This is a genomic window from Variovorax sp. DAIF25, assembly GCF_050711835.1.
GTDB lineage: Bacteria > Pseudomonadota > Gammaproteobacteria > Burkholderiales > Burkholderiaceae_C > Variovorax.
Map to the genome: position 1 here is coordinate 4,707,709 of NZ_CP136636.1, position 13,379 is coordinate 4,721,087.

A 13,379-nucleotide genomic window follows, 5' to 3' on the forward strand; every position below is an offset into this window, starting at 1 on the left:
CATGGACCCCGGCGAGATCGCCTCGCTCAAGTCGCGCTGGCGCGGCTGCGTCTGGGCCCACACGCTGAGCGACGACGAGGCCGAAGTGCTGCTGCCGCAGCTGCGCTTCGTCGAACTCGCCGCGGGCCAGGCCATCTGGCACCGCGGCGATCCGGCCGAGCACTGGGTCGGCATGGGGCGCGGCAGCATGAAGCTGTGCACCACCTCGGCCTCGGGCAAGCCCGTGACCTTCATGGGCCAGGCCTTCAGCTGGGTCGGCGAAGTCGAGCTGATCCGCAACGAACCGCGCTTCTGCGATGCGGTGGCGCTGTCCGACGCGGTGATCATCAAGATGCCGAAGGCGGCCTTCTTCCACCTGCTCGACGGCAACCGCGCCTTCAACCGCTTCGTGCTGCAGCTGCTGAGCGAGCGGCTCACGCAGTCGATGGCCGTCACGCTGTCGGACCGCACGCTCGACCCGGTCGCCAAGGTCGCGCAGAGCCTGGCTTCGCTGTTCAGTCCCGCAGGCTTTCCGCCGCGCTCGCTCGAGCTGCAGGTGTCGCAGGCCGAGCTCGCGCTCTACTGCAACATGTCGCGCCCGCGGCTCAACGCGGCGCTGCGGCGGCTCGAGGCCGAGGGCCTGCTGACGCTGGGCTACCAGGTCGTGACCTTGCGCGACCTCGATGCACTGCGCGCCTACCGCGCCGCGCCCTCGGCCGCGAGCGGCAGCCACACGCGGCCCGAGACCGCATAGGCGTTGTCGCCGGCGATGCCGGCCACCGGCGCGCCCGACGCGGGCGCCCAGACGTACTGCGCATGGGTGGCGAACAGCGCCACGCCGAGCTCGTCGCCGGGCCGCAGGCGCGCGGCCACGCCGCCGAGCGCGATGCGCTGCCGCCCCGGCGGCGCGGGCACCACTTGGTCCGACAGCAGCATCAGCCCGCCATTGCGGCGCAGCGCGAGCCCCACCAGGGCCACGCCGGGTCCGCCGGCCGCCCGCACGTCGAGCTCGGCCTCGGGCACGCCGGCCAGCACCGCGCCACGTGGCGTATCGGTGGGCAAGGGAACGAAGACCGGCGCCGGCGAACCCGCGCGCACCTCGGTGAGCGCGAGGGCCGCGCCGAACCGAGCCGCGATCGGCGCCGTGCCCTCGAAGGCCGAACCGTCGTCGAGCGCGATGCACAGCTGGGGCACCGAAGGCGCGGACGGCTCGATGTCGCGCAGCTTGGCATCGAGCCAGCCGAGCATCGCGTCCATGGCATCGACGCTGCCGCAGCGCGCCGGCTTGTCGCGCTGCCCCGCGCGCGGATTCACATGGCCCGAGCGCAGCACCATGAGCCGCACGTCGCCGCCGCCGGCCTTCAGCTGGCGCCAGTTGCGCAGGCCCTCGTCCATGTCGAACAGCACGTCCTCGCTGGCCTGCACCACCAGCGCATCGACACGGCGCGACGGCTGCGCGGCCCAGCTCAGGCCCGAGGGCCCGTGCGCCTGGTAGGCATCGCGCAGCCGCTGCGCATCGGCGCCCATGTCGTTCCAGGCCCAGGCTCCGGCCTTCGGCGCCGTCTCGCACAGCGGTCGCAGCAGGCCGCCGTCGCGCACCTTGCCGCGCTGCGCCATGAAGCATTCGAACTGCACGAAGCCCTGCTTGAGCACGCCCTGCGGCGCGAGCGAATGCTGCAGGTCGTACCAGGTCATCGACGGGATCGCGGTCGCGATGCGCGGCTCGAGTTGCGCGAGTTGCATCTGGTAGCCGCCACCGTACGAGCCGCCGATGCTGCCGATGCGCGGCCTGCCGTCGGCGCCCTTGCGCAGCGGCAGCTCGCGCTCGGCCCAGTCGATCAGGCTGCGGATGTCGGCGATCTCGGCCTGCGGATCCATGATGCGGCTATCGCCGCCGCTGTCGCCATGGCCGCGGTGGTCGAAGCTGATCACCGCATAGCCGCGCTCGACCAGCGTGGGCACGAGGCGGTCGACGCGCGACCAGTAGCTCGCGCCCGGGTCGGTGTCGCGCGGCGGCAGTTCGCGCAGCCGGCCGAGGCCGAAGCCGCTCGCATGCAGCACCAGCGGATAGCCGCCCTCGGGTTTCGCATCGGGCAGGAACAGCGTGAACGCGACCTTCGTGCCCCTGGCCGCATCGGCGCCCGCGAGCGGATCGGGCACCGTCGATGGCACCGCATGCTGCCGAACCGTGGCCGCGTGCGCCGCCGGCAAGGCCAGGCAGGCGGCGGCGCACAGCGCGATGGCGTGGATCAGGGTCTTCATGTCTCGTTCGTTCCTCGTCGTGTCTTTCGAAGCACGCGACTCTAGGAACGCGGGCCGCCGCTGTTTGTCCCCGCGGGAACAGATGCAACACGGTGGCTTCTGGCGGTTCTAGTGGTTAACACCGCCTCGAATCACATTCATTGACGGATTGAAAACTTCGCACTTAGAATTTCGGCGCAGGTTCAGATTTAAAGACCATCTGTGAGATGGCTTTGTCGCGCCTGCATGGTTTGCATCGTCTTCTTGCGGATTATTCCAATGGAGACAACTGTGCAACCCAACGCGCTCAAGATCCGCGGCATCGACGATGTCATCGCCTACCTGGATTCACGCCAGGGCATCAAGGGCCGGGCCGCCGTCATCTGGTGGCTCGCACTCGGCGGACTGTTCCTCGACGCCTTTTCCAATTCCGCATTGAGCGCGGGCCTCGGGCCCATGACGCGCAACCTCTCGCTGAGCGCCGCGCAGGTCGCGCTGATGACCTCGATGGCCTCGTGGGTCGCGATCGCCTTCAATCCCATCGGCGGCTGGATGGCCGACCGCTGGGGCCGCATCCGGCCGCTGATCCTCGCCAAGGTGCTGGCCGTCACGGGCGCGGTGATCGTGGTGTTCGCGCCGGGCTTCGAGACGATCCTGGTCGGCCGCTTCTTCGTGGGCGCGGCCTACGGCATCGACTTCGCGATCGCGATGGCGGTGCTGGCCGAGTTCACGCCGGCGCGCTTCAAGAGCCGGCTCAACACCTGGCAGGGCATGTGGTACCTGGCCGTGTGCAGCAACCTGCTGCTGGCGCTGATGTTCTATTCGTGGAACGTGGGCGATTCGATCTGGCGCTACTCGGTGGCCGCCACCGCGGTGTTCGGCCTCGCGATCCTGCTGCTGCAGTTCGCGCTGCTGGTCGAGAGCCCGGTCTGGCTCGCGCGCAAGGAGCGGCTCGACGAGGCCGCCGCCGCCATGAGCCGCATCTATGCAGAGCGCTTCGCCGCCGCGCCGCGCCACGAGCGCGTGCCGGTCACGAACCAGGCGCGCCGCGGCGCGGCCAACGTGCTGCTGATCTTCCGCGGCGTCTACCTGCCGCGCACCATCCTCGCGGCCACGGTGCAGATCGGCCAGTCGATCCAGTACTTCGCGGTCGGCTGGTACCTGCCGCTGATCAGCGCCACGCTGTTCGGCAAGGACTTCGCGCAGGCCACCATCGGCGCGCTGGCCTTCAACGTGTTCGGCATCTTCGGCGGCTTCCTCTCGCCGTGGATCGGCCGCAAGCTCGGCCTGCGCCGCGCCTCGGCCTTCGGCTTCGCGATGGTGTTCCTCATGCTGCTGACGCTGGGCCTGTTCCATGGCCGCATGCCGCTGTGGCTGGCGGTGGCGGTGCCCTCGCTGTTCATCCTGTTCCATTCGGGCGGACCGGGCGCCAACGGCAAGAGCCTGTCCTCGCTGTCCTTCCGCAGCGAACTGCGCGCGGGGGCCAACGGCATCATCGGCGCGCTCGGCTCCATCGGCGCGGCGCTGGGCCTGCTGGTGTTCCCGCTGTTCCGCGAGAAGTACGGGCTCGAGCACACCTTCCTGATCCTCTCGGTGGTGCCGCTGATCGCGAGCGCGATCTGCTTCGCGATTCGCTGGGACCCGACCCGTACCGGAATCAATCCCGACAACGAAGCCGGTGCGCCGCAGTTCAAGGACGACGCGCGCGCCGGCATCGCCTCCGAATCGCTCCAACCCGCCGTGGGAAAAATGAACCGATGAGCTCCACCACCGAGGACGTGATCCTCTCCATCGACGAAGGCACCTCGGGCACGCGCGCCGCGGTCGTCGGCCGCGACGGCCATGTCTCCTGCCTCGAGTACGCGCCCCTTTCGGTCGACACGCCGCGCCCCGGCGTGGTCGAGCAGGACGCCGACGCGATCCTCGCGAAGACCCTGGCCGTGTGCCGCGCCAGCGTGGCGCGCGCCCAGTCCGAGGGCAAGCGCATCGCCGCGCTCGCCATCGCCACCCAGCGTTGCTCGGCCGTGCTGTGGGACACCCACACCGGCCGCGCGCTGGTGCCCGTGATGGTCTGGCAGGACACGCGCCATGTCGACGAACTGTCGCGCCTCGCGCCCGAATGGGACGCGCCGCTGATGCGCCAGCTCGGCCGCCCGGTCGGCGTGCGCTCGCCCTACCTCTGGGCCACGCACCACCTGCGCGACACGCCGGCCGTGGCGCATGCCTTCGAGCAAGGCCGACTCGGCTTCGGCACCATCGACAGCTGGCTGCTGTGGCACCTGTCGGAGCGGCGCGAATGCGTGACCACGCCGACCAACGTCACCTCGGGCAATGCCTACGTGCTGGCCGAGCACCGCTACCAGCTCGAGTGGATCGACACCCTGGGCTTTCCGCGCGCGCTGCTGCCCGCGCTGCGCGAGGATGCCGGCGACCTGGGCCGCACGCGCGCCGAGCTGCTCGGCATCGCGGTACCGATCCTCGCCTGCGCGGGCGACCAGCATGCGGGCGCCGTCGGCCTGGGCTGCCTCGACCGCGCGCAGGCCATGTGCGTGCACGGCACCGGCAGCTTCGTCGACGTGATCACCGGCACCGTGCCGCCCCTCGACGCGGGCCTGCATCCGGGCACGCTCGCCATGACGGCGCGGCGCTCGGGCGGCGTCTCGCACTTCGCGGTCGAGACCTACGTGGCCACCACCGGCTCGGCGCTCAACTGGGTCTGCGAGAAGCTGCAGTGGTTCGAGAACGCGGCGCAGATCGGCGCGCTGGCGGCCGAGGCCGCGAGCGCGAACGGCGTCAGCTTCGTTCCCGCCCTCACGGGCCTGCGCGTGCCCGCGATGGAGCCGGCCGCGCGCGCCTCGCTCACCGGCATCTCGATGGCGACCACGCGCGCCGAGGTGGCGCGCGCGGTGCTCGAGGGCATCGCGCATTCGGTGGCCGCGTGCATCGCGGCCAACGAGCAGGTCTCGGGCCTGCAGGTGTCCGAGCTGGTAGTCGGCGGCGGCCTGTCGGGCAGCTCGACCCTGCTGCAGATCCAGGCCGACCTCAGCGGCATGCCGGTGCGCCGCATGGCCGAGACCGAGCGCGCGAGCCTGCGCGGCGCCGCCTTCCTCGCGGGCGCCTCGGGCCTGCTGTGGCCCTCGCTGCAGGAGGCCCGCGCCACGCTGGCCACCGACGCGGTGTTCGAACCCGCGATCGGCGCCGACGAGCGCGAGGCCCGGCGCGCGCAATGGCAGGCACGGGTCGACTCCGAGCTCGCGCATGCACGGCGCTTCAAGAACCCACCACTTTCCACCACGCCCGGAGAACTTCCACGATGAGGGTCCTGCCATCCCTTCGACCGGCCAGGGACCGCGCCGAGATGACGGCCACCGAGCCCCTGCGCCTGCACCGCCCCGACCTGCTCGCGCGCCTGGGCGACGAGCACTTCGACATGCTGATCGTCGGCGGCGGCATCACCGGCGCCTATGCCGCGCTCGATGCCAGCCTGCGCGGCTACCGCGTCGCGCTGGTCGAGAAGGACGACTTCGCCTTCGGCACCTCGTCGAAGTCCTCGAAGATGGTGCACGGCGGCCTGCGCTACATCGAGCAGGGCAACCTGGGCCTGGTGCGGCACTCGCTGCTCGAGCGCCAGCGCCTGCGCCGCAACGCGCGCCACCTGGTGCAGCGCCTGCCCTTCCTGTTCCCGGTGATGGAGCGCGAGGGCGTGTTCGACAAGCGCCTGGCCAAGGCCTTCGAGAGCCTGCTGTGGACCTACGACATCGCGGGCGGCTGGCGCGAGGGCATCCTGCACCAGAAGCTCAGCAAGGCCGAGGTGCTGTCGCACTGCCCCACCTTCCGCGAGGAGCACCTGACCGGCGGCTTCATGTACTTCGACGCGCGCGTGGACGACGCGCGCCTCACGCTCAACGTGGCGCGCACCGCCGCCTTCCACGGTGCCGCGGTGCTCAACCATGCGAAGGCGATCGAGATCACGCGCGACGCGCACGGCAAGGTCGACGGCGCGATCGTGCAGGCCGACGGCCGCGAGATCCGCGCGCGCGCCCGCGTCGTGGTGATGGCCACCGGCGTCTGGCTGCGCGACTGGGACGGCCGGCGCAAGAACGAGGAGAAGACGCTCAACGTGCGCCCGGCCAAGGGCGTGCACGTGGCGATCCCCTGGCTCAAGATCCGCAACGACTGCACCGTGACCATCCCGGTGCCGGGCCGCAACCGGCGCGCGACCATCACGCGCTGGGGCAACGTCTCCTACCTCGGCACCACCGACGAGGACTACGAGGGCAACCTCGACGACGTCTGCTGCACGCGCGAGGAGCTCGACTTCCTGCTCGAAGGCGCGCGCTCGGCGCTCAAGACCGACCTGCGCGCCGAGGACGTGGTCGGCAGCATCGCGGGCTGCCGTCCGCTGGTGGCGCCGCCCGGCGGCAAGACGCTGGAGATCAAGCGCAACCACGAGATCCGCACCGCCTCCGACGGGCTGCTGACCATCGTCGGCGGCAAGCTCACCACCTCGCGCCACATGGCCGAGCAGACCATCGATGCCGCGCAGAAGGTGCTGGGCCGGCGCGCCGGCTGCAAGACCAAGTCGGCCTTCCTGCTCGGCGCGGCCGGCTACGACGCGCAGGCGATCACCGCCTCGGGCGGGCTCTCGGCCCACCTGGGCGAGCGCTACGGCACCGAGGCGCGCTTCGTCAGCGACATCCTGCAGGACGACCCCGGCCTGCAGAAGCCGATCGTCGAAGGCCTGCCCTACAGCGAGGCCGAGATCGTCTACGCGGTGCGCCACGAACTCGCCCGCACCGTCGACGACGTGCTGTCGCGGCGCATCCGCGCGCGCCTGATGGCGCGCGACGCCTCGGGCCGCGCCGCGGACCGCGTGGGCGAAATCCTCCAGGCCGAACTCGGCCTGTCCCCCGCCGAGACGGCGCAGCAGGTCACCAGCTACCGCGCCGCCCTCGCACACGAAAAATCCATCCTCATGGGAGAAAGCAGATGATCAGCAAGGACGCCATCCAGCGCGGCTACAACCGCCGCAACTACATCGTCGGTGCGCACACGCCACCGGCCTATGCGAAGACCATCGCGGCCACCGACGGCCCGCCGGGCCTGCAGCGCGCGCCGATCGCGGTGCCGCCCGCGCAGCTCGAGGCGCTGCGCCAGGCCGCCGACGAGGTGCTCACCGCCACCGCCGACGTGGTGGCCTGGACGCGCGACTGGTGGGCCGGCTCCATGGTCAGCGAGACCGGCGGACGGCCCGCCACGCCGCAGGCCGCGATCGTGCGTGTCTCCACCGTCGAGCAGATCCAGGCCGTGATGCGCATCGCGCACGCGGCATCGATCCCCGTCACCGTGTCGGCCGGCCGCAGCAACGTGACCGGCGCGGCGCTGCCGGTGCGCGGCGGCATCGTGCTCGACGTCTGCGAACTCAACAGGTTCATCGGCTTCGATGCCGAGAGCCAGATCGTCGAGGTCGAGGCCGGCATGTTCGGCGACGTGTTCGAGGAGACCATCCAGCGCGACCACCAGATGACCATGGGCCACTGGCCCTCGTCCTTCGGCATCAGCACGGTCGGCGGCTGGGTCGCCTGCCGCGGCGCGGGCCAGCTCTCGACGCGCTACGGCAAGATCGAGGACATGGTGTTCGGCATGGACGTGGTGCTGGCCGACGGCAGCCTCGTCACCGTGGGTGGCTACTCGCGCGCCGCGGTCGGCGCCGACCTGCAGCAGCTGTTCATCGGCTCCGAGGGCACGCTCGGCGTGATCGTGCGCGTGCGGCTCAAGCTGCACCGCCTGCCCGACTACGGCCGCGCCATCGCCTTCGGCTTCGACAGCTTCGCCTCCGGCCTCGAGGCCTGCCGCCAGATCATGCAGCGCGGCGCCAACCCGGCCGCGCTGCGGCTGTACGACGCGCTCGAGAGCAAGGTGCAGTTCGAGCTGGCCGACACGCATGTGCTGCTGATCGCCGACGAGGGCGCGCCCGAGATGGTCGATGCCGTCATGGCGATCAGCGAGCGCGCCTGCCGCGAGCTGGGCCGCGAACTCGACGGCCCGGTGATCTTCGAGCGCTGGCTCGACACCCGCTACCTCACGGGAAAGAGCGCCGAGGGCTTCAAGCGCAGCCCGGGCTTCGTGGCCGACACGCTCGAGATGAGCGGCCGCTGGAGCGACCTGCCCGCGATCTACGACGAGGTGGTGGCCGCAATCAACGCCGTGCCCGGCACGCTGGCCGGCTCGGCCCACCAGTCGCACGCCTACGTGGACGGCGCCTGCCTCTACTTCTCGCTGCGCGGCGAGGTCGAGGTGGCGGACCGCGCACGCTGGTACCGCGCGGCCTGGGACGCGGCCAACGCGGTGCTGGTGCGCCACAATGCCGCGTTGAGCCACCACCATGGCGTCGGGCTGCTGCGTGCGCCCTACATGGCCGACTCGCTGGGCAGCGCCTTCCCGGTGCTGCAGGCGATCAAGCGCACGCTGGACCCGAAGAACATCCTGAACCCGGGCAAGCTCGGCCTCACCGACGAGCTGCCCCCTTCCGCAGACTGAGCCCCATCGAATGGACCGTTCCCTCGGCGCGCGCCTCGCGCGGCACCCGATCATCGCGACGCTCTACGGCGCGGAGCAGATCGACAGCTTCGTCGACAGCGCGAGCGAGATCGCCATCGTCGCGAACGTGGAGCTGCGCCGGCTGCAGGCCGTGGTCGCGACCATCACGCGCGCGGACAAGATCGCCATCGTCAACATCGACAGCTGCGAGGGCATCTCGCCCGACAAGGGCGGCGTGGAGTACCTGGCCGAGATCGGCGCGACCAGCCTGGTGTCCACGCGCGTGGCGACCATCCAGCGCGCCAACCGCGCCGGCCTGCTGACCATGCAGAAGGTGTTCGTGACCGACCGCTCGACCTGGCCGCGCAGCGTGAAGGCGCTCGAGCAGAGCGACCCGAACCTGGTCCAGCTGATGCCCGCGCCGATGCTGCCGCACATCTCGATCAAGGAGCGCAACGCGCTGCCGCCGATCGTCGCCTCGGGCTTCGTGATCACCACCAACGACGTGCGCAGCGCGCTCGCGGCCGGCGCGGTGGCGGTGTCGACCAGCGACACCGCGATGTGGAGCCTCGACATCCAGGCGCCGAAGACCGGCGCGGCGGGCTAGGACTTCTTCTTCGCGACCTCGCCCGTGGCGATCTGCTGGCGCAGCGCGCGCAGGCTGGCCTTGAGCTTGCGCTCGTTCTCCGGGCCCATGCGCACCATGATCTTCTGGCCCGCGCTGAGCGACTCGAGCTGCGGATCGACGTACTCGTAGCGCGTCCACGGGCGCTGCGAGGGATAGTCGCCCTTGACCTCGACCAGCCGCACCTGCACCGGGCCCTTGGGCTCGGGCGCGGCCAGCAGGTGGTCGATGACCGCGATCAACCGGTCGTTGAAATAGCGGCCCGGATAGCCGAGCTCTTCATAGGCCTGCTGGAACAGCGGATAGAGCCGCGCGTACACGCCCGCGGCCTTGGCCGGATCGACCGACTCGGCGAGCAGCACGAAGCCGTTGTAGCGCGCGGCATTGTTGGCCGCGATGGTCTGGTTGGCGCCCTGGCCCTCGGTGATGAAGCGCTGGCCCGTGGGCTGCACCGGCCAGGCGCTGGCGGGCGCCTGCTCGCGCGCGAGGTTGTCGACCGTGGCGACGAAGCGCCGCACCACGCCGTCGGGGCGCAGGAAGGTGTTGGCGTTCTTGCCGCCGAGCAGTTCGGCCAGCGCCTTCAGCACGCGCGAGTCGGAATCGGCCAGCGAGGGCAGCGCGGCATCGGGCGGCGCGAGCGCGTCGACCGGGTTCTGCGGCCCCGAGGCCGCGGGGGCCGGCGCGGGCGCGGGCGGTGCGTCTTCGGGGGTGGTGGCGGCCACCGGCGGCGCCACGGGTTGTTGTTGCTGCTGGTACCAGCGCCAGCCGAAGTAGCCGGCCACCAGCAGCACCAGCACGAGCAGCGCCCACGGCAGCATGGAGCGCTCGCGGCGCGGTGCGTAGTCGCGGGTCTCGCCCGCGGTGCTCATGTCGCGTTCGGCACGGAAGTCGTTGTTGTCGTTCTCGGGCATGGCGGCGTGTCTTTCCTGTGGCGTGCGGTGCGTGATGACGAACCGTCATGTTGCACCAACAAGGGCCCCGGGAGCCCGGGGCCTCGTAACCCCGTGTGACGCCCTCGCCACACGGAAGTTCAGCCCCGCCCTCGACACGCAGGCGGCGCCACCGGTTTCCGGGGCGCGCGAGCGATGCTCAGTGCGCGGCCGTCAGCGACTGCAGCCAGGCCAGCGTGCCCTGCAGCTCGGCCGGCCGGATCTCGTGGCCGCCGGGGAAATCGCTGCCCGCGAGCGACAGCGGCAGGCCGCGCGCCAGCTCGCGCGTGGCCTGCGCGGCCGCGGGCGGAATCACGTTGTCGGCGCTGCCATGGCTCACCCACAGCGACTTGCCCTCGAAGGCCTCGGGCGCGGCCACCTGGGGCAGCACCTGCGGCAGCAGCCGGCTGTGCCAGACCATCGCGGCGCGCATCGACGCCGGCTTGGTCAGCAGCAGCGACAGCGCCATGATCCCGCCCTGGCTGAAGCCGCCGACCACCACGCGCTCGGGCGGAATGCCCAGTTGCGCCGAGGCCGAGGCCAGCATCTCGCCGACCAGGAAGCGGCTCTCGCGCTCCTGGTCCTCGTCGATGCGGCGCTGGCCATCGGCCAGCACCTCGAACTCGAACCAGGCATAGGAACCCGGCGTGAGCACATAGGGCGCGCGCAGGCTCAGCACGTGGAACTGCGGCGGCATCAGGCGCGCGAGGCCGAACAGGTCCTGCTCGTTGCTGCCCACGCCATGCATCAGCACCAGCAGCCAGGGATCGCGCGTGCCCGCGGCGGTCGGTTGTTCGAGGAATTGGAGCGGCAGTTGGAGCGTGGTCATGTCGATGGAAGAAGAAAGCGGAAGGTCCTGTCAGCGCACCGAGGCCTTGAAGCCTTCGGCGAGCGAGCGCGTGATCTCGGCGGTGGGCTGTTCGCGGCAGCCGCTCGCGTTCTGGCCCGACCACAGCGGCGAGAAGTCGCCGCTGCCCTGGGCCTCGGCCTTGGCGCGCAGCGGCGCGATCGCCGAGGTGGCGAGCGGGAATTCGGGCGCGGGGCCGATCGGGCCCAGCTCGCGGATCACGCGGTTGACGATGCCGCGCGCGGGCCGGCCGGTGAACAGGTTGGTCAGCGCGGTATGGCGCGCGGCCTCGCTCTTGAGCGCACCGCGGTGCATGGCGCTGGTGGTGGCCTCGTTGGCCAGCAGGTAGGCCGTGCCCACCTGCACGCCCGCCGCGCCCAGCGCCATCGCGGCCGCCACGCCCTGCGCATCGGCGATGCCGCCCGCGGCGATCACCGGCACGCGCAAGGTCTGCGCCAGTTGCGGCAGCAGCGCGAAGGTGCCCAGTTGCGCCGTGAGGTCGTGCGACAGGAAATGACCGCGGTGCCCGCCGGCCTCGAGGCCCTGCGCGATCACCGCGTCGGCGCCGTTCGCCGCGAGCCAGCGGCCCTCCTCGACCGTGGTGGCCGAGGCCAGCACCTTGGCGCCCCAGCCCTTCACGCGCGCGAGCAGCTCGGCCGACGGCAGCCCGAAATGGAAGCTCACGACCGGCGGACGGAACTCGGCCAGCAGCTCGGCGATCTCGGCGCTGAACGGGTTGCGGCCCGGGCCGGCCGCGATGCCCGCGGGGTCGATGCCGAACTCGGCGTAGTAGGGACCGAGCGCGGCGCGCCAGGTGGCTTCGCGCTCGGCACTCGGCACCGGCGGCTGGTGGCAGAAGAAGTTGAGGTTGTAGGGCTTCGTCGTGCCCGCGCGGATCGCCGCAACCTCGCCGCGGATCGCGTCGTTCGAGAGCATCGCGCAGGGCAGCGAGCCCAGCGCGCCCGCGTTGCTCGCGGCGATCGCCATCGCGCTGCCCTGCACGCCCGCCATGGGGGCCTGGATCAGCGGCAGTTCGGTGCCCAGCAGTTGCAACAGCGTCGAGGTGGTCATGAGAGGTGCTCCAGTGCGAACGGATTCTTCGGAAGGCGCGGCGTGCCGATGCGCGCGCCGCACGCCCGATTCTGAAGGGAAGCGCGGTCGGGCCGCCCGCGCGGGGTCATCGGCGCGGCTTGAGCAACAATGCCCGCATGCGCACACCGACCCCGTCGAATCGCCCTGCTCGGCACCGCCGCCCCCTTGCATCGCTCGCGGGGCTCGCCATGAGTACCGTGATGTTCATTCTGCTCACGGCCTGCACGAAGAACGAATCCGAAAGTGCGACATCGGCGCAGGACACGGCCGCCGTGGAGGCCACGCCCGCCGCCGCGGACCCGGCGCCGCCCGCCACGCCCCGGCCCGAGTTCTCGGCCACGCTGCAGCGCGATGCGCTGATGGCGCTGCTGTTCGAGCCGCCGCCCGCCGGCGAGACCGCGAGCCGCACCGATGACGTGCAGCTGCCCGAGATCGGCAACGACGGCAAGCCGATGACCGAGGGCTTCGCGCCGACCCGTGCCCAGGTCTCGGCGCGCGAGGTGGTCCGGCTCGACGACACGCATGCCGTGCTGCTCACCGAGACCGTGCCGGTCGATGACCGCGGCCAGCCGATGGATGCCCATGTGGCAGGGGCATGGCTCGGCGCCTATTTCTTCGAGCATGGCGACGCGGGCTGGAAGCTCGCGGGCCGCAATGACGGCGTCGACTACCTCGGCTTCTCGGGCAACATCGGCCTCACGCGCGTGGAGCGCATCGCGCCGCAGCGCTTCGTGCTGACCGTCACGAGCGGCAGCTGCTGGCAGGGCTACTGCGGCAGCTGGCTCTCGGTCTACGAGATCGGCGCCGCCGAGGTGCGCCAACTGATCGAGGGCGTGCCGCTGGGTGCCGACAACGGCGGTGCCGACGGCGCCTGCGAGCCGGTGCTGCAGGCCACGCGCCCCGAGGAAGCGCCGCGCGGCGCCTGCTACCGCATCGATGGCAAGCCCGAGTTCGCGCTCGGCACGCAGGACGATCCGGGCGAGCTGCAGATCGTCTTCAAGGGCGCGCGCACGCGCGATGCGAACAACCTGCGCGTCGAGACCGTCGACGAACAGCTGGTCTACAGCCTGCGCAACGGCGCCTATGCGCTGGTGCAGGGCCGCAATCCCGTGCCCTCGTTCTGAGA

Annotated in this window: 11 protein-coding genes; 7 read left to right on the plus strand and 4 right to left on the minus strand. The window is 71.3% G+C overall.

Going from position 1 to position 13,379, the window contains the following annotated elements; genetic code table 11:
• Position 1: 1 nt before the first annotated feature.
• Entirely contained in the window at positions 2 to 733 is a 732-nt protein-coding gene (locus R0232_RS21785) for a Crp/Fnr family transcriptional regulator (protein ID WP_261206674.1), read from the plus strand.
• Here the strand turns inward: R0232_RS21785 and R0232_RS21790 are convergent.
• Complete coding sequence (locus R0232_RS21790) at positions 676 to 2,241, minus strand: alpha/beta fold hydrolase (protein ID WP_431509386.1); 1,566 nt, start codon at positions 2,239 to 2,241, stop codon at positions 676 to 678. The genes R0232_RS21785 and R0232_RS21790 overlap by 58 nt on opposite strands.
• Before the next feature lie 270 nt (positions 2,242 to 2,511).
• On the opposite strand from R0232_RS21790, the gene R0232_RS21795 reads away from it, so the two are divergent.
• From R0232_RS21795 to R0232_RS21815, 5 genes are read left to right on the plus strand one after another with little or no spacing between them, the layout of a single operon-like run.
• Positions 2,512 to 3,981, plus strand: coding sequence for an MFS transporter (locus R0232_RS21795; protein ID WP_431509387.1), 1,470 nt, complete (start codon positions 2,512 to 2,514; stop codon positions 3,979 to 3,981).
• Positions 3,978 to 5,537, plus strand: coding sequence for an FGGY family carbohydrate kinase (locus R0232_RS21800; protein WP_431509388.1), 1,560 nt, complete (start codon positions 3,978 to 3,980; stop codon positions 5,535 to 5,537). Before R0232_RS21795 ends, R0232_RS21800 begins: the two co-directional genes overlap by 4 nt.
• Positions 5,534 to 7,213, plus strand: a complete 1,680-nt coding sequence (locus R0232_RS21805; protein WP_208510386.1) for a glycerol-3-phosphate dehydrogenase/oxidase — start codon at positions 5,534 to 5,536, stop codon at positions 7,211 to 7,213. Before R0232_RS21800 ends, R0232_RS21805 begins: the two co-directional genes overlap by 4 nt.
• A complete protein-coding gene (locus tag R0232_RS21810; RefSeq protein WP_431509389.1) occupies positions 7,210 to 8,760 on the plus strand; it encodes an FAD-binding oxidoreductase in 1,551 nt (516 codons plus the stop codon). Before R0232_RS21805 ends, R0232_RS21810 begins: the two co-directional genes overlap by 4 nt.
• 10 nt (positions 8,761 to 8,770) lie before the next feature.
• A complete protein-coding gene (locus R0232_RS21815; RefSeq protein ID WP_057596439.1) occupies positions 8,771 to 9,367 on the plus strand; it encodes a glycerol-3-phosphate responsive antiterminator in 597 nt (198 codons plus the stop codon).
• Here R0232_RS21815 and R0232_RS21820 read toward each other — a convergent pair.
• From R0232_RS21820 to R0232_RS21830, 3 genes are all read right to left on the minus strand, one after another.
• Positions 9,364 to 10,296: a DUF3014 domain-containing protein gene (locus R0232_RS21820; RefSeq protein ID WP_431509390.1), complete on the minus strand. Its 933-nt coding sequence runs from the start codon at positions 10,294 to 10,296 to the stop codon at positions 9,364 to 9,366. The genes R0232_RS21815 and R0232_RS21820 overlap by 4 nt on opposite strands.
• Before the next feature lie 178 nt (positions 10,297 to 10,474).
• Positions 10,475 to 11,143: an alpha/beta hydrolase gene (locus tag R0232_RS21825; RefSeq protein WP_398500219.1), complete on the minus strand. Its 669-nt coding sequence runs from the start codon at positions 11,141 to 11,143 to the stop codon at positions 10,475 to 10,477.
• 30 nt (positions 11,144 to 11,173) lie between these two features.
• Positions 11,174 to 12,232 (minus strand): NAD(P)H-dependent flavin oxidoreductase, encoded by a 1,059-nt coding sequence (locus tag R0232_RS21830; RefSeq protein ID WP_431509391.1) that lies wholly within the window; start codon positions 12,230 to 12,232, stop codon positions 11,174 to 11,176.
• A gap of 221 nt (positions 12,233 to 12,453) precedes the next feature.
• Here R0232_RS21830 and R0232_RS21835 point away from each other — a divergent pair, with 221 nt between their 5' ends.
• Positions 12,454 to 13,377, plus strand: coding sequence for a hypothetical protein (locus tag R0232_RS21835; protein WP_431509392.1), 924 nt, complete (start codon positions 12,454 to 12,456; stop codon positions 13,375 to 13,377).
• Positions 13,378 to 13,379: the final 2 nt, after the last annotated feature.